This window comes from Aliidongia sp. (assembly GCF_035943795.1).
In the GTDB taxonomy this organism is placed as follows: Bacteria; Pseudomonadota; Alphaproteobacteria; order ATCC43930; family CGMCC-115725; genus Aliidongia.
Map to the genome: position 1 here is coordinate 1 of NZ_DASZBY010000034.1, position 16,432 is coordinate 16,432.

Below are 16,432 nucleotides of genomic sequence, written 5' to 3' on the forward strand. Positions count from 1 at the left end.
CGCCAGCAAATCTTCAAATCGCATCCTGCGTATGCCTTCGTTGAGCCGTGCCCGGTCCATGCGCGCCCCCCAATCAGGCACAACATAAAACCGGTCACTTCACGAGCTACGTACGCCGGACACTTCACGAGCTAGCCACACGTGCCGAAGACGAAGGGGATCTCGGTGACGTGCGAGGCGATGGGCGTATAGGGCGACGTGTAGCTGAACAGGTAGCCATAGACGGGTGCGTGACTGCTTCCTCCATGCAGGCGAAGCCACTGCCAGCACTGTTCGCCGACCACATAGTCGCCGGTCAGCGCGGCGGCGGAGATCTTGGCCTGTGCGTCGGTATCGGCAGGGTAGGCCGCGAGGAAATCTACCAGGCGTTCGCTCCCGAACATCGCCTCGGCCGCGGCGCGGAAGGCTTGCGCCGAGTGAGCCGGGAGCGACTGTGAACCGAACGGAAACTCCTCCGCGGCATTCCAACCGGCCAGCAGGGGGATGTGCATCTGCTGGCCGCGCAGGAAACGCAGGGCGGGCACCTCGGGTATCACGTGATGATCGATACTGGGCGAGAATGCCGCTACGACATGATCGGACTGGAAACTCCAGGGTGCTCCCGCATTCAACCGTTCGGCCGGCATGGCGCGCAACGCCGCAATGGACGCGTCGCCTTGGCGACGAGCGAAAGCAAGGCCGCGCGTTCGGGCTTCCTCGAAGCCTTGGAGCGGCCCGTGTTTGCCATCCCAGAATGCGCCGCTCTCGCCGATGGCTTTGTGAAACAGCCCGCGGCCGAGCGGAGACGCCATCAAAATGCCGATGGACATGGCGCCGGCGGACTCGCCGAACACGGTGACGTTGTCGGGGTCACCGCCAAACTCGGCGATATTGGCCTTGACCCAGCGCAACGCCGCCAGTTGATCCTGGAGCCCGTAGTTGCCCGATGGGGCCTCCGAATCGAGATCGGGATGGGCGAGAAATCCAAAGATCCCGAGGCGATAGTTGAAGCTGACGACGACGACACCGATGGCTGCCAACGGGCCGCCATCGGTGGCGGGATTTGCCGAGGAGCCGAATTGAAAGCCGCCGCCGTGAATCCACACCATCACGGGCCGCTTTTCGTCAGCCTGCCCCGCAGCGGTCCAGACGTTGAGATAAAGGCAATCCTCATCGCGCGGCCCCGGCCGAGGATCGTTTTCGAGGGCCGAAAGGCACCCGGCGCCGAATGTCGATGCATCGTGCACACCGTTCCACGGCGTCGGCGGCTGCGGTGCGCGCCAACGGAGCGGCCCGACCGGAGGAGCAGCATACGGGATGCCCTTGAACGCCAGCACGCCGCCTCCATCCCGCGGGCAGCCAGAGACGTGACCGGACCGGGTGCGAATCTGGCGGCCCGGTTCGGCGGCTTTCGGGACCATGGAGATATGCACAGTCGTACCCCTCATCATTCACGGGACCGAACCTTATCGACTTTCCCATTCGGATAATTTAGAGATACTGGCGTTCAATCACTAAGAACCGTCAATCCATGCGACAGCCTCTCCGCTACCCTTGGCTCAGCCTCGATGTGGACGACCGCGCGGCGCCCATCATCGCCGTGCGCGTCGACGTCATCGGGACCAAGGTGGAGGTGCCCGACCACCAGCACCGCAAAGGCCAGCTCGTCTTCGCGCTGAGCGGGGGCGTGACATGTCGGGTTCCCAGCGGCCTATGGATGGTGCCGCCGCACTGCGGGGTGTGGATTCCGGGCGGCATGGCGCACAGCAATATCGCGACGGCCAATGCTCGGATCTTCTTCGTGTATATCGAGCCGGGCGCTGCCGATCTGCCGGACCGGTGCTGCACGCTGTCGATCTCGCCGTTGCTGCGCGAATTGATCGTCGACCTCTCCGATCGCGCGCAGGACGATGCTGCGAGGAACGCACTCTTGACCAAGGTCCTGCTCAACGACCTGCCGCGGATGCCCGTGCAGCGGCTGCATCTGCCGATTTCGCCTGAGCCTCGCCTGAAGCGGATCGCCACGGCGTTGGCGGAAGACCCCGCCGACCGCAGCACGCTGGCGGAATGGGCGGGTCGGGTCGCCCTGAGCGAGAGCAGCCTCGCTCGTCTCGTGGTCAAGGAAACGGGCCTGACCTTCGGGCGCTGGCGCCAGCAATTGCACCTGATCGTGGCCTTGCGCGAGCTGGCCTCCGGCGCGAGCGTGCAGCAGGTGTCGGCCGATCTCGGCTACGAATCCGTCACGGCCTTCATCACCATGTTCAAGAAGGCGCTCGGAAAGCCGCCGGCGAAGTATCTCAGCAGCGTCACGCAGAGCGGCGGTTTTGGGGGTGTCGCTGGATGAGCCGTGGCTGGGAGTCCCGCCCATCGTGGTATACCGCATATGCACTCCAGGCCCCGGTCAACCCTATGATGTGGGCCGGTTTCCTCTCCGACATTTGTTCCGTAAAGTAGAGCCTGATGAACCTGCGACCTAGTGCGGGTCGAGCAAAGGATACTGCGGTGTCTGACCCTTCGTCCCCCGTCGGCTTGCCGCCGTTGCATATAGGAAAGATCCCGGATCCTCCGACGCGAGGAAGGATGCTCGACTTCCGTGCGATGACCCACGGTTGCCTGGTTTCGGATCCGGAAATGGCACGCCGCTTGGGCGATGCCTATCTTGTGATTCTGTATGGCGCCGAGGCGCGTGACCGACAGCAACCGCTTGTTGCTGCCGAACAGAACGATTGCTGGAAAATCGAGGGCAGTTGGAATCGGGATGGGGTAATGGGCGAGCAAGGAGGGTTCTATGCCACCATCTGGAAATACGATGGGCGGCTTGTCGATTTTGGAATTCACTTAAATATCAAATACAGCGCGGCTGATCGCGAGTTGATCAACAAGGCGATATCCGGAGCCTCTGGCGAATAACGACGCCAGGGGCGTCGTCCCTGACTTTCAGAGTCAGTAGGGACATTCAGGGCGGTGAACAGGAACATCCCGTTCCAGAATCGGTTCGTCCGGTAGGGCGACCGGCGCCGCCGGGAGTTGGGCATCATCATGTCTCCGGGGCCGGAGCAATTCGACTCCCGGCCTTTCCGCGTTTTAGCGGTTCTCAGCGGGGCTGGTCCACCGGGCTACCGTCGATGGTAACATTGTTCGTCTTCAGCTGAGCGTCATCATCGGCAGCAATGCCGGTTTGGGTGTGGATGATCCTGGTACCATTCAGGTCGGCCTTCGCGCGACCATTCAATTGGATGCCAACAGGGGAGTGCGAGAATACAGATCCGGTGTCCTTGAACATTGGTCCTTCTTGGGTAAATACTGCTGCAGATAGCGGCAGCATTGCGGCGACCAGCGGCTTGTCCCTCGCTACAAGATCCATTCGAAAAATCAACAGCAGACAAATCATCCCGGCACCCACAGCCGAGACGACATACCAGCCGAGGCTGAGATCTTTCGCCCACCAAATTGCAAGGGCGAGCGCGAGAATCAGAATTCCCTTGCCAATCGACCCACCTGCGATGGTCGAGAGCGGAATACTGACTATAGAGAGAACGGGACCAAAATATGGAGATTGGATTTTAAGTCGTACTGGATCAGTGCTCATCGGAGAGACTTTCCATTCCATGTCGGGGCGTTCCCTTTTACGAGACCAAATCTGCAAGGCGACGGGCGCTTTTCACCTCAAGCGTCATCTCGCGAAAAGCCGTGGGGGAGTCATCGCGCGGCACGCTTACTGTGAACAATTCACCCTGAAATATCTTTTTTTCCAGAAGATTGGTCGTGTGGTAACGCGCAGCATCTTCTTCTTCCGCGCCGAAATCAATTCGGCCATCTGGTAAAAGAATAACAGGAAACCGATTCCCTGGATTTCCCATTTCTCCCCACAGACCAAAATACACAACCTTCTGAGCCGGATTGCCGCTTGGGTCCAGAAACAGATCGAAATGATAGTCGTCGCGTCGTACTGCTTCCGCATCTCTGTGGATTAAATGTATTCGATAAAAATCATAGGTCATGGTCATTTCCGAGATGCCTCTGAGCTGTTGGTATTCGTTGGGTGCGTTATATCGCCGTGTAGGAGCGGCCAGGCGTCCCGGTAGGGTTCAAGCCAGCCACTTCCGCAACCGATCGGCAGGCCCATCCGATCATAGTCAGGCAACAGACGGCGCATATCGTGATCCTTGTGGGCTCGACCGCCGCGACCTGGGGTGCCGAGCCATTGGCGATGCGAGCGTCGGAGCACATCGGCCACGACAGCGCTTGGGACAACATGACAGGATGCTTCTCGCTCAAAGGTGGCCGCTCCGAAGTCGACGAATACGTAGAATATGGTCTCGCTGACAATTTCCTCGTGTTTGGCCTTCATGTGCCAGCCCTGGTCGGCACCCTTCCCGGATCGTGTTTTGACCTGAATTGCGCTGACGCGATGTCCGATGTCGTCGGTGACGATGATGTCGGCAAGTGGCACGCCTGTCGGCGCGAGAGCGGCGATAAGGCCCTGCCTCAGAAGCCGCCACATTACGTAATGTTCGCCGGCGGCGCCGATCAAAGTCGACTTTGAAGCGGTCGATTTCGGTCGACCGATCACGATTTGGTCAATCTTGGCGGACAGGTCTGCACGCAGAGGCGAAGGGCCGATGTGCATTGACGCTGCGTTTGGATGGGGAAGATCGTGAATTGCCCGAGACACTGCGAATAGTCTGTCGAGCAGCTATGACCGCATGCGGGTTCGATCTTCGTCAGATCAATGTCATCGGTACTGGCGCATCCAACCAGAGAGCCAATTAGGAATGAAATTGCCGCCATGCGCCACATCTTCCTATGCTCCCGAAAAATCCCCAGTACGTTGAAATCTATAGGTTGCTCAATTAGACCGCTAGCCTTTGAATAGGTTGCTCACGCTTTCCCGCTGGCGGGATTTCCGGTCATTTGTTGGATATTACTCGACAGAATCTGACGCGACGCTTTCCGGCGAGGAGGAACGCGTCATAATCGGCCTGCCGCCATGCCTCACGCTGAACATGCGACGGCGCGCTGAGCGTATTAGCCCACCATTGTAGTCGTTCGGCGCTTCGCGGGAGCGGCAAACCAAGGACATCCTCGATCTCACGGAAGGACAGCTCAAACAGCGTAGACGTCGCTGCATCAGGTAGTCGCGCAGTAGATCATATTTCGCCACGATTCCACCTTTCGCTCGATGCCGGACGGCTGAACCATGACAGATGAGATCGTGCAGCTTTTCCAGCCCGCTTATCGGCCCTGTGCCAATCGGTGCTCCGCCGGCGGCCGTCGCGGCTGAGTAGGGCGAAGCGGGCGAACAACACGATCGTCGTGCAGATCCCCGCGCAAGAAGTTAGCGTTGGGGCCGCGAGCTGCCGTTCGGGCGGTGCGCGTAGTAGAACCAGTGGTTGACTTGCGCTCGCGGCTCAGATCGGGATGACCGAATGGACCGAACTCGCCGCAGACCTCGCACGAATGAAGCCGAGGGACGGGCTCGGCCGGAGATGCGGGCGGTTTCGGCGGCGGAGAGGACATGCGCTTGCATCCCGCCAGCGTCGTCGGCGGTCAAGCCTCGCGCCGAACTCTCAAGTGCAAGAACGACCTGAAATGGGAATCGTGTGCGGCAAGGGACGAGCCAACAGGAGAGCGGCGTAGGGCCGACCCGGTACCTCGCCGTGCGTCCTTGGTGCTTATTCGGATTGCCGCTGAGAGAGGGCTGCGTTGCGCTAACCCGCACAAAGCTTGGCTGGGGCGGGAGGGATCGAACCTCCGAATGGCGGAATCAAAATCCGCTGCCTTACCGCTTGGCTACGCCCCACCGGTGCCGTTCGGGGGGCGCACCATAGCGAGATTGCCCCGGGGCTTCAACAGGCGAAAACGGTGATCTCAGGCCGCTTTCAGGCGGGTTGCGACGGCCCACCAGCCGGGCTCGGCGGCGGCGATCGCGGCGGCGGCGGCCGTGGCGGCGGCGGCGGTTGGGAACAGGGCGAAGCAGGTGGCGCCGCTGCCGCTCATGCGGGCGATCAGGCTGTCGGAAGCGGCTTCGAGCCGGGCCAGGACCTGGCCGATCACGGGCAGCAGCTCGACCGCCGGCCGGGTCAGGTCGTTGCCATAGGGCCGGAGCGCATCGGCGAGGGCTGCTGCATCGGTCGGGCTGGAGCGCAGCACGCCGCCGGCACCGGCGCCCTTTGAGAAATCGCCGCGCCGGGCCTGGAACACCTTCGGCGTCGGCAGCCCGACGCCGGGATTGACCAGGACGATCGGCGCCGCCGGCACGGGCGGGGCAGGGGCGATGCGCTCGCCGATGCCTTCGAGCCGGGCGGTGCGGGCGGCCAGGCAGACCGGCACGTCGGCGCCCAGCCGGAGGGCCAGTCGCGCCAGGTCGCCGGCATCGGGGGCGAGGCGCCAGAGCGCGGCCAAGGCTACGAGCGTCGCCGCCGCGTCGCTCGACCCGCCGCCGATGCCGGAGGCGACCGGCAGCCGCTTGGTCAGGGCGAGGGTCGCGCGCGGGGCCACGCCGGCTTCCGCCGCCAGCAGGCGTGCCGCCCTCAGCACCAGGTTCTCCGCCGGGTCGCCGACCAGGATCCGGCCGAACGGCCCGTCGAGGGCGAGCGTGAGCTCGTCGGCCTCGCGCGCCGTCAAGGTGTCGCCATACTCGGTGAAGGCGATCAGGCTATCGAGCAGGTGATAGCCGTCGGCGCGGCGGCCGACGACTTCGAGCGTGAGGTTGAGCTTCGCGGGCGCCGCGCGGACGATGTCGGTCATTTCAGTCTTCGTCGGGTCTGGGGCAGGCGGCTCAGGTGCCGCCGTGCGGGGCCGGCTCGGCCTCGGCGGCGTGCTTCGCCGGCTTGGCGCGGCCGGACGGCGCCCGGGCCGGCGGCTTGTCGAGCTTGGCCTCGATCGCCTTGGCCAGGTCCGGTTCCGGGTTAAGCCCGAGCGCCCGTTGCCATTGCAGCCGGGCCTCGTCGCGACGGCCACCCTGCCAATAGGCATCGCCCAGGTGGGCATTGATTTCCGCATCGGCCGGCTTCAGCTCGACCGCATGCTCGAGCGTCGTCTCGGCGTTCTTGTAATCGCCCAGGCGATAATAGGCCCAGCCCAGGCTGTCGACGATATAGCCGTCGTCCGGTCGCTGCGACACGGCACCCTTGATCAGCTTCAGCGCCTCCGGCAGGCGGTCGCCGCGGTCGACCATGGAATATCCCAGGTAGTTCATCACCGACGGCTGGTTCGGTTCGAGGGCGAGCGCCTTGCGCAGGTCGGTCTCGGCCTTGGGCCAGTTGCGCGCGCGTTCATAGGCGGTGCCGCGGGTATAGTAGAGCCCCCACCAGTTCGCCGTATCGGGATCCTTGATCCGGCCGAACGCCTGGTCGTAGGCGGCAATCGCCTGGGGATATCGCTTGTCGGCGCTCAGGCTGTTGCCGAGTTCGACCAGCGGCTCCGGCCGGTCCGGGCGCTGGGCCGCGAGCGCGTTCAGGTCGGCGCGCGCGCCATCGCCGTCGCCGTCCTGCTGCTTCAGCGCCGCGATGCGCAGGCGGGCGGTCCAGCCGAGCGTCGTCGCCGGGTCGAGGCTGGCATAGATCTCGCGCGCCAGGTCCGGGCGCTTCACCGCCTCGAACGCCTGCGCCAACACGATGCGCGCCTCAGGGAAGTCGGGCTTGAGCTCGAGCGCCAGGCGGGCGTTCAGCAGCGCCAGGTTCGGGGCATCGGCGCCGTTCATCAGGTTGCCGAGATCGAACAGGGCCTCCGCGACGCCCGTCGCCGTGTCTGGCACGAGCGGCGCCGGCACGGCACCGTTGGGCAGGGGAAAGCCCAGCTCGGCCTCGGTCGCGCCCAGGTATTTCGGATAGAGTGCCGCGGCCTCGTCCGGCTTGCCTTCGCGCGTCAGGAAATTGGCGACGAGCTGGACGACGCGCACCGGCGCGCCTTCGCCGAGGGCGGACCGATAGGCGGCCTCGGCACCCGGACGGTCGCCGGCCTGGTCGAGGATCAGTGCCCGATGCAGCGAGGCGATCTCGCCGAAGCCGCGTACGGCCTCCAGCTCCTGCAGCGACGGCTCGGCGCCGGCGGGCTTGCCGGCCGCGAGCCAGGCGCGGGTCAAGGCGCCGGTCACCCGGTAGACGTCCTGGCGCGGCAGCCGCGCCGCGGCGGCCCGGGCCTCGTCCAGGCGCCCGGCCTTGATGTCCTCGACGATCGCCAGCAGGTTGACCAACGGGGCCGACGGGTTGGCGGCCAGCAACGGTTCGGTCAGCTTGTTCGCCATGTCGAGCTTGCCGTTGACGATGGCCAGCACGAACAGGTGGCCGGCGATCTCGCCGTTGGTCGGATCCTGGGCGAGCGCGGCCTGATAGAACGCGAGCGAATCGGCGAAATCGTGCTGGTTCTGCGCTACCAGGCCGATCAGGTAGGCGGAATGGGACGAGGGCAGGTCGCGATGGGTGTCGATCTGCCCCTGGCCGACCTCGTTGCCGCTATCGGCCAGGCCCGATGCGCCCGAGGACGGCGTGATTTCGGCGCAGGCGCCGAGCGCCAGCAGGGCGACCAAGGCCACGGCGCGCCTCAGCCGGCCTGGGCCCGTCGGGCGTGCCGTCATCGTGCGGAGCACTTGCTCCCTTTCGCAGCCCGTCACTTCCATCACGCTCCCACCGTACCGGATGGACCGGCCGTCTGCCGGCCCCTCGGTGCCCTTCGCATTACATATTGGGATAATTGGGGCCGCCGCCGCCTTCCGGCACCGTCCAATTGATGTTTTGGGTCGGGTCCTTAATGTCGCAGGTCTTACAATGCACGCAATTCTGCGCATTGATCTGCAGCTTCGGGTTCGCGCCCGCGGCATCCTTCACGATCTCGTAAACGCCAGCCGGGCAGTAATATTGCTCCGGCGAGCCATAGAGATCGTAGTTGATCCGGATCGCGACCGACGGATCCTTCAGCTTCAAGTGGGCCGGCTGGTTTTCCTCGTGGTTGGTGTTCGAAATGAACACCGAGGACAGCCGGTCGAAGCTGATCTTGCCGTCGGGCTTCGGATAGAGTTTGGGCACGACGTCGCGTTTGGGCTTCAACGCCTCGTGGTCGCCATGGCGATGGCGCAGGGTCCAGGGCGCCTTGCCACGGAACAGAACGGTGTCGAGCGCCGAATAGACGAAGCCGCCCCAGAAGCCCCATTGGAACGACGGCCGGATGTTGCGCACGCCGTGCAGCTCGCTCCACAGCCAGGTCTGTTCCAGCGCCGGGCGATAGTCGGCCGACTGGTCGCCATCGAACTTCGCGAACACTTCCTCGGCAGCGACCATGCCGGATTTCATCGCGGTATGGGTGCCCTTGATCTTGGGCACGTTCAGGAACCCGGCCGTGCAGCCGATCAGGCAGCCGCCGGGGAACGACAGTTTCGGCACCGACTGGAAACCGCCCTCGTTCAGCGCGCGGGCACCATAGGCGATGCGCCGGCCGCCCTCGAAGAACGGCCGGATCGCCGGATGGGTCTTGAAGCGCTGGAATTCCTCGAACGGCGACAAGGTCGGGTTCTGGTAGTCGAGCCCGATGACATAGCCGACGGCGACCTGGTTGTCCTCCAGGTGGTAGAGGAACGACCCGCCATAGGTCGCCGTGTCCATCGGCCAGCCCGCGGTATGGATGATCAGGCCCTGTTGGTGCTTGGCCGGATCGACCTCCCACAATTCCTTGATGCCGATGCCGTAGGTCTGCGGATCGACGCCGTCGCGCAAGGAGAAGCGCTCGAACAGGGTCTTGGTCAGCGAGCCGCGGCAGCCTTCGGCGAACATGGTGACCTTGCCGTGCAACTCCATGCCCGGCTGATAGGCGTCGGTATGCTGGCCGTCCTTGCCGATGCCCATGTCGCCGGTGGCCACGCCCTTGACCCGGCCGGCCTCGTCGTACAGCACCTCGGCGGCGGCGAAGCCCGGATAGATCTCGACGCCCAGCTCTTCGGCCTGGGTGCCGAGCCAGCGACAGAAATTGCCCAGGCTGATGATGTAATTGCCGTGATTGTTCATCTGCGGCGGCGTCGGCAGGCGGATCGCCTTGGTTTCGGTCAGGAACAGGAAGCGGTCTTCCTTGGCCTCGGTATTGAGCGGGGCGCCGCGTTCCTTCCAGTCGGGAATGAGCTCGTTCAGGCTGCGCGGCTCCAGCACCGCGCCCGACAGGATGTGCGCGCCGACCTCGGAGCCTTTTTCGAGCACGCAAACCGAGAGCTCGCGCTCCGCCGCTGCGGCCAACTGCTTCAGCCGGATCGCGGCACTCAGGCCCGACGGGCCGGCGCCGACGATGACGACGTCATATTCCATGCTCTCGCGTTCCATCGAGCCTCCTTGAACGCGGGCGCCCGGCGTTGCAACGCCGTTGCGCCCGATACCTATCCCCCATAGACCTATATAACGGCCCTGGACGTTTTATAGCCGCATTTTACCGAACACCTACCCCGGAAGACGCATGCTGCGCGAGCGATTGCTGGAAGAGCTGCTGGCCTGGACGCTGGCGATGGGGGCCGACGAGGCGATCGGCGAGGTCGCGGTCGACCGTTTCGCCGAATCCGAGCGTCGGGCTCAAATGCTCGCCGCCGGCAAGACGACGGCGCCCGTCACGCGATCTGTGCCGCCCGCGGCGGTGAAGCCCGCCGCACCCTCCACCCCGGTCGCCCAGGCGCCCCCTGTGACGCCGCCCCGCGCGGTCCCAGCGCTCGACGGGGGGCTGGCGGCGACGATCGAGGCGGCGCGCGCGGCGGCGGCCGGCGCCGACAGCCTGGAGGCGCTGCGCGACGCCGTCATGGCGTTCGACGGCTGCAGCCTGAAGAAGACCGCGACCAACACCGTGTTCGCCGATGGCGTGCCCGACGGTGGCCTGATGCTGATCGGCGAGGCGCCGGGCGCCGACGAGGATCGAATCGGCCGCCCGTTCGTCGGCGTGTCGGGCCAGTTGCTCGACCGGATGCTGGCGGCGATCGGCCGGTCGCGTCAGACCGACACCTATATTACCAATACGCTGTTCTGGCGGCCGCCCGGGAATCGGAAGCCGACCGAGAGCGAGATCGCGATCTGCCGCCCCTTCGTCGAGCGCCATATCGCCCTGGTGCGACCACGACTTCTAGTATTGGTAGGCGGCACCGCCTCAGCCGCGATGTTGCCCGGAAGCCCTGGGATTACAAGACTTCGCGGGCAATGGCTGGCACTAGACGTGAACGGCCTCGCCCAGCCGGTTCAAGCAATCGCAATGTATCATCCGTCGTTTCTGTTGCGGTCGCCGGAGCGCAAGCGTGAGGCATGGGCTGATCTACTATCCATCAAGTCCAGACTAAAAGAACCGGTACAATAGCCTGAAGAAAAGCGAAGCTATTCGGGAAATATTCGAGATATAAAAAAAGCATTAAAAATTTTATGCTTGTAGAGGTTGGAATTTTCCTCTATCTCTCTCGCCATGACTGGAACACATAGGGGCGGCCGTCCCAAAAGGACTTGGCCTACGGTGATCCTTTGCGCCTTTGCGGCAACCCTCGTTATCGGGGTTGCCGTGAGCCCTGCTGCCGCGCTGGCCGCCGGCTCGGTGCAGACGGCGACCCTCCCCGTCAATCCGCCGATCGACCCCAATCTGGTTCAAAGCCTGCCGGCATTGCTGGGCGACATGGATTCGTCGCGCTATGCCGCGATCTTCGCGCTGCAGGATGAAGCGAACTGGAAGGCCGCCGACGCCCAGATCGTGGCGCTCGCGGACAAGTCGCTGCTGGGCACGGTCCTGGCGCAGCGCTACCTGTCGGTCAAATACCACACGAGTTTCGTCGAAGCGCGCGAGTGGCTCGAGCATTATGCCGACCTGCCGGAAGCCCAGGCGGTCTGGGTGCTCGCCAAGAAGCGCGCCGCCGGCAAGCCGATCCCGTCGCCGATCCTGGCGAGCGCCCAGGTGGCCAGTCCGATCGTTACCGTCACGAGCCCGGGTGCCGCGACGGTGCATCCGGCCACCGATGCCGGCGTGCCCAAGCTGCCGGCAGAGCCGCGCGGCGTGAACATCCAGCCGCCGGCACGGTTCGAGGCCGGGCTGGCATCCTGGCGCAACAAGAAATATGCCGAGGCTGCCACCTCGTTCGAGGCGGTGTCGCGTTCGACCGACGTGCCCAGCTGGTATGTCGCCGCCGGGGCCTTCTGGGCAGCGCGCGCCCATCTGGTGCTGCGCGAGCCGCAGAAGGTCGATCCGCTGCTCGAGACCGCGGCCCAGCAACCCCGCACTTTCTACGGCCTGCTCGCGCGCCGCATGCTGGGCGTCGAGCCGGACATGCGCTTCGGTGCGACGCCGCTTGCCGCCGGCGAGATCGCCCAGCTCGAGGCCTTGCCCGGCGGCCGCCGCGCCCTGGCGCTGGTCCAGGTCGGCGAGACCGATCGGGCAGAGGCCGAGCTGCGCGCGCTCACCTCCCGCTCGACGCCGGGCCTGGCCGATGCGATCGTGGCGCTGGCCGACCTCGCAAACATGCCGGCGCTGTGCCTGGCTTTGTCGTCGGGCCGCAAGGGTGCCGACGATCGCCATGACGACGCCGCCTATCCAGTGCCGCGCTGGGAGCCGCGCAACGGCTTCTCCGTCGATCGGGCCCTGCTGTTCGCGCTGATGATGCAGGAATCGCGGTTCGACGCCGACGCGCAGAGCGGCTCGGGTGCTGCCGGCCTGATGCAGCTGATGCCCGAGACGGCCCGCAGCGTGGCGCGGCGCGCCGGGATCCATTTCAACGGTGTGGACGATCTGGTCGATCCGGTGCTGAACCTCAGCATCGGCCAGGAATACGTGAAGCAGCTGATCGAGCATGCCCAGATCAACGGCAATCTGATCCTGCTGCTGGCCGCCTACAATAGTGGCACCGCGCCCTTGAACCGCTGGCAGAACCAGCCGGAATACCAGCACGACCCGCTGCTGTTCATCGAAAGCCTGGCGACTACGCCGCAACGGCTCTATGTCGAGCGCGTGCTGACCAACATGTGGATCTATCGCCAGCGCCTGGGCCAGATGGTGCCCGACCTGGACGCGCTTGCGGCGAACGAATGGCCGACCTATGTCTCGGCCAACGCTTCGTCGCAAGGGGTCCAGCATGCCGCGGCTCGATGATTCAAGACCGTTCCTCCCCGTCCAGATCGCCGTCCTGACCGTTTCCGACACGCGCACGCTCGATGACGACAAGTCGGGCTCGGCGCTGGCGGAGTTGATCGCGCGCGACGGCCACACGCTCGCCCAGCGCCAGATCGTGCGCGACGATCAGGCCGCGATCGTGGCCCAGCTCGAAACCTGGATCGCCGATCCGGAAATCGACGTGGTGATCTCTACCGGCGGTACCGGCGTCACCGGCCGCGACGTGACACCCGAAGCGTTCCAGTCGGTCTTCGAAAAGGAAATCCCCGGCTTCGGCGAGATGTTCCGCTGGCTCAGCTGGCAGAAGGTCGGCACCTCGACGATCCAGTCGCGCGCCACCGCCGGCGTCGCCCACGGCACCTACCTGTTCGCGCTGCCCGGTTCGCCCTCGGCCTGCCGCGATGCCTGGGAAGACATCCTGAAGCACCAGCTCGACAATCGGTATCGGCCGTGCAATCTGGTCGAACTGATGCCGCGCCTGGAAGAGCATCGGCGCTGACCCCAAGGGCCATCTTGTTCGATCCCACGTCCGCAGACCACCGTGCCGCTCTCGTCGACCGCTTGCGCCGCCGGTGGCCCGACATCGCCGTGGCCGATCTCGTGCCGCTGCCGATGAAAGGCGTTGCCCATGATCACCTGGCGCTACCGGGCCTCGGCCTCGTGGTGCGGGTGCCCCGGCTCAGCCAATGGTCCATGCCCGCGGAGGCTGCGCTCGTCTATCAGTCCGAAGGGTTCCGTCGTGCGGCGCCCAGCGGCGTCACCCCCCATTTGCACATGGTACTGCCGCCCGACGAGCTGCTGCTGCGCGGGGCGCTCGTCGTCGATTTCGTCGCCGGCCGGGCACCGCGCCTGCCGGACGAGTTGCTGGCGCTGGCCCAGGCGCTGGCGGCGATCCACCGGGTGCCGACCATCCCGCCGCGCCGCCGGCCGCCGCTTGCGGATCATGCGCCGAACCCGATCGCGGCCACGGTCAGCCTGCTCGACAATCACGCGCGCTTTCTCGCCGAGGATGGCGTGCTGCCAGGCGTGCGGCAGGCGCTGACCGAGCAGCTCGCCTGGGCGCATGCTCTCGCCCGTACGGCGGAGACTGCGGCAGTCTCCGCTCCTATCACCCTGGTCGCCACCGACACGCACCCGGGAAATTTCCTGGTCGGTTCCGACGGCATCGCCCGCTTCGTCGACCTGGAGAAGGTGCTGTACGGCCTGCCCGCGATCGATCTGGCCCATGCCACGCTCTATACCTCGACCCAGTGGGATCGGGAGGTGATGGCCACGCTGGACGCCGGCGATCTGGCGCGGTTCCACCAGGCCTATGCCGAGGCGGTCGGCCCCGCCGCCTGGGGCCGGCTCGAACCCTGGGTCGTGCCCGCGCGGCGGCTGACGTGGCTCCGGACCACGCTCTGGGCGATCCGGTGGCGGGCTTTGGCGGCGAGCGATCCCGACTGGTCGTCCGACCGGATCGAGCCGGCGCTGATCGCCCATATCCAGGCCCGCGTGGCGGACTTCACGGCCCCCGCAACCATCGAGCGGATGCGGGCCGAACTGGCGTGTTGAGGAACAGATCCCTCGCCCGAGTCGGGCCGGGTTTGTTCGCTCTTTGATCTGTTTTCGATCTTCTTTTGATCTCATTGCTACAACCACGGAGGGCGGCGCTTTTGGCCGATCGAACCCATCGCGTGCAGCAGTACAGGTCGGCCCTGGCGGGCGTCGATGCGATGAGCCTCGTGTCGAGCCACGTCTTTCCCCGCCACGCGCACGATCACTTCGGCATCGGCGTCATCGCCTTCGGTGCGCAACACTCGTGGAGCGGCATCGGCCCGGTCGACGCGGGCGCGGGCGACACGATCATGGTCAATCCCGGCGAGATGCACGACGGGGCGCCGCTCGCCGGCGCGGCGCGCGGTTGGCACATGTTGTATTTCGACCCGGCCGTGCTGGCTCACCAGATGGCCGAGGAGATGACGCGGCCGATCGAGATCGCACGGCCGGCTGTGTCCGACCCGATGCTCGCGGCGCGGTTCCAGCGACTGTTCGTCCGGTTGACCGCACCGGCGCCGGACCTGCTGGCCGTCGAGGAAGACCTGCTGCGCTCCGTCATGCATGTTCTGCGGCACCATGGGGTCGCGCGACCGGTCGCGGCCGGCCCGTCGCCCGCCGTCGCAAAGGCGTTGCAGCGTCTCGACGAGGCGCCGGAGCTGCCGGTGTCGCTGGGCGAACTGGCGGCGCTGTCTGGTGTCAGCCGCTTCCAGCTGTTGCGCGGCTTCGCCCGTGAACTGGGTGTCACGCCGCATGCCTATCTGGTGCAGCGGCGCGTGCGCCTGGTCCGGCGACTCCTGGCGGCCGGCCAACCCCTGGCCCAGGCCGCCGGCGATGCCGGCTTCGCCGACCAGAGCCACATGACCCGCGCCTTCGTGCGCCAGTTCGGCGTTACCCCGGGGCGCTACCGGGCGGCCATCGCCTAGCCTGCAATTTCCTTCAAGACGTCCCGTCGGCCGTAGCCGATAAGCCGTGCCGGGATCGGCAAACGAGGACAGTCACGATGAGCGAAGCCTATGTGCACGGCTATGAACCGCACGAGAGCGAGCGCCTGCAGACCCAGGCCGGCACGCTGGTCGACCTGCTGCACCGGGACACGCGCTATCCGCCGGGCAGCAGGGTGCTGGAAGCGGGCTGCGGGGTCGGCGCCCAGACCGTCACGCTGGCACGCCAGAGCCCGGATGCCTGGTTCACCTCGATCGACATTTCCGCGGAGTCGGTCGCGGCCGCCCGGCGCGCGACGGATGCTGCGGGCTTGGCCAACGTGGAGTTCCAGCAGGCCGACCTGTTCGCCTTGCCCTTCGCGCCGGAAAGCTTCGACCATGTCTTCGTCTGCTTCGTGTTGGAGCATCTGGCGCGCCCGGTCGAGGCACTGGCGATCCTGCGCGACCTTCTGAAGCCCGGCGGCACGCTGACGGTCATCGAGGGCGATCACGGATCGGCCTATTTCCACCCCGACAGCGCCGCGGCGCACCAGGCGATCCAGGCGCAGGCCGAACTGCAACGCTGCGCCGGCGGCAATGTGCTGATCGGCCGCCAACTCCATCCGCTGATGGTCGCGGCCGGCCTCGACCGGGTGCAGGTGTCGCCGCGCATGGTCTATGTCGACGGCAGCCGGCCCGATCTGATCGACGGCTTCACCCGCAAGACCTTCACCGCGATGATCGAGGGGGTACGCGAGAGTGCGATCGCCGGTGGCGTCATCGAGGCCGATGCTTTCGACGCCGGCATCAGGGCGCTGCACCGGACCGCCGAGGATGACGGCGTGTTCTGTTACACCTTCTTCAAGGGCGTCGGACAGAAGCGATAGGCG

Annotated in this window: 16 protein-coding genes and 1 tRNA gene; 8 read left to right on the forward strand and 9 right to left on the reverse strand. The window is 65.5% G+C overall.

The genetic code is table 11. The features are described from left to right. Positions 1-131 precede the first annotated feature (131 nt). A complete protein-coding gene (locus VGV37_RS04635) occupies positions 132-1,430 on the reverse strand; it encodes a carboxylesterase/lipase family protein (RefSeq protein ID WP_326878454.1) in 1,299 nt (432 codons plus the stop codon). A gap of 80 nt (positions 1,431-1,510) precedes the next feature. On the opposite strand from VGV37_RS04635, the gene VGV37_RS04640 reads away from it, so the two are divergent. Together VGV37_RS04640 and VGV37_RS04645 are read left to right on the forward strand one after the other, a co-directional pair. After that, complete coding sequence (locus tag VGV37_RS04640) at positions 1,511-2,323, forward strand: helix-turn-helix transcriptional regulator (RefSeq protein WP_326878455.1); 813 nt, start codon at positions 1,511-1,513, stop codon at positions 2,321-2,323. A 236-nt stretch (positions 2,324-2,559) separates the two neighbouring features. Then, positions 2,560-2,889 carry an NTF2 fold immunity protein gene (locus tag VGV37_RS04645; protein ID WP_326878456.1) on the forward strand — a complete coding sequence of 110 codons (330 nt, stop codon included), beginning with the start codon at positions 2,560-2,562 and terminating at the stop codon, positions 2,887-2,889. Between the two features lie 184 nt (positions 2,890-3,073). Here VGV37_RS04645 and VGV37_RS04650 read toward each other — a convergent pair whose 3' ends face one another. The 8 genes from VGV37_RS04650 to VGV37_RS04680 form a co-directional block, all read right to left on the reverse strand. Next, the gene (locus tag VGV37_RS04650) at positions 3,074-3,589 is read right to left on the reverse strand and encodes a hypothetical protein (protein ID WP_326878457.1); all 516 of its coding nucleotides are present in this window, start codon (positions 3,587-3,589) and stop codon (positions 3,074-3,076) included. A gap of 16 nt (positions 3,590-3,605) precedes the next feature. Then, complete coding sequence (locus tag VGV37_RS04655; protein ID WP_326878458.1) at positions 3,606-3,980, reverse strand: hypothetical protein; 375 nt, start codon at positions 3,978-3,980, stop codon at positions 3,606-3,608. A 2-nt stretch (positions 3,981-3,982) separates the two neighbouring features. After that, positions 3,983-4,609, reverse strand: coding sequence for a hypothetical protein (locus tag VGV37_RS04660; RefSeq protein ID WP_326878459.1), 627 nt, complete (start codon positions 4,607-4,609; stop codon positions 3,983-3,985). 280 nt (positions 4,610-4,889) lie between these two features. Next, positions 4,890-5,093 carry a DUF7662 domain-containing protein gene (locus tag VGV37_RS30395; protein ID WP_422652892.1) on the reverse strand — a complete coding sequence of 68 codons (204 nt, stop codon included), beginning with the start codon at positions 5,091-5,093 and terminating at the stop codon, positions 4,890-4,892. Between the two features lie 614 nt (positions 5,094-5,707). Next, positions 5,708-5,782: transfer RNA gene (locus VGV37_RS04665), tRNA-Gln, on the reverse strand. A gap of 68 nt (positions 5,783-5,850) precedes the next feature. Next, positions 5,851-6,729: a 4-(cytidine 5'-diphospho)-2-C-methyl-D-erythritol kinase gene (locus VGV37_RS04670; protein ID WP_326878460.1), complete on the reverse strand. Its 879-nt coding sequence runs from the start codon at positions 6,727-6,729 to the stop codon at positions 5,851-5,853. Between the two features lie 31 nt (positions 6,730-6,760). Beyond that, positions 6,761-8,515 carry a tetratricopeptide repeat protein gene (locus tag VGV37_RS04675; protein WP_326878461.1) on the reverse strand — a complete coding sequence of 585 codons (1,755 nt, stop codon included), beginning with the start codon at positions 8,513-8,515 and terminating at the stop codon, positions 6,761-6,763. Positions 8,516-8,657: 142 nt separating this feature from the next. Beyond that, positions 8,658-10,283, reverse strand: coding sequence for an electron transfer flavoprotein-ubiquinone oxidoreductase (locus VGV37_RS04680; RefSeq protein WP_326878462.1), 1,626 nt, complete (start codon positions 10,281-10,283; stop codon positions 8,658-8,660). A gap of 130 nt (positions 10,284-10,413) precedes the next feature. Between VGV37_RS04680 and VGV37_RS04685 the strand changes: the two genes are divergently transcribed. From VGV37_RS04685 to VGV37_RS04710, 6 genes are all read left to right on the forward strand, one after another. Next, a complete protein-coding gene (locus tag VGV37_RS04685) occupies positions 10,414-11,292 on the forward strand; it encodes a uracil-DNA glycosylase (protein WP_326878463.1) in 879 nt (292 codons plus the stop codon). A 195-nt stretch (positions 11,293-11,487) separates the two neighbouring features. Next, complete coding sequence (locus VGV37_RS04690) at positions 11,488-13,062, forward strand: lytic transglycosylase domain-containing protein (protein ID WP_326878464.1); 1,575 nt, start codon at positions 11,488-11,490, stop codon at positions 13,060-13,062. Beyond that, entirely contained in the window at positions 13,046-13,582 is a 537-nt protein-coding gene (gene moaB / locus VGV37_RS04695) for a molybdenum cofactor biosynthesis protein B (RefSeq protein WP_326878465.1), read from the forward strand. Before VGV37_RS04690 ends, moaB begins: the two co-directional genes overlap by 17 nt. A gap of 14 nt (positions 13,583-13,596) precedes the next feature. Further along, positions 13,597-14,637: a phosphotransferase gene (locus VGV37_RS04700; RefSeq protein WP_326878466.1), complete on the forward strand. Its 1,041-nt coding sequence runs from the start codon at positions 13,597-13,599 to the stop codon at positions 14,635-14,637. Positions 14,638-14,738: 101 nt separating this feature from the next. Continuing rightward, a complete protein-coding gene (locus tag VGV37_RS04705) occupies positions 14,739-15,545 on the forward strand; it encodes an AraC family transcriptional regulator (protein WP_326878467.1) in 807 nt (268 codons plus the stop codon). Between the two features lie 77 nt (positions 15,546-15,622). Next, positions 15,623-16,429: a class I SAM-dependent methyltransferase gene (locus VGV37_RS04710; RefSeq protein WP_326878468.1), complete on the forward strand. Its 807-nt coding sequence runs from the start codon at positions 15,623-15,625 to the stop codon at positions 16,427-16,429. The last annotated feature ends 3 nt before the right edge of the window (positions 16,430-16,432 follow it).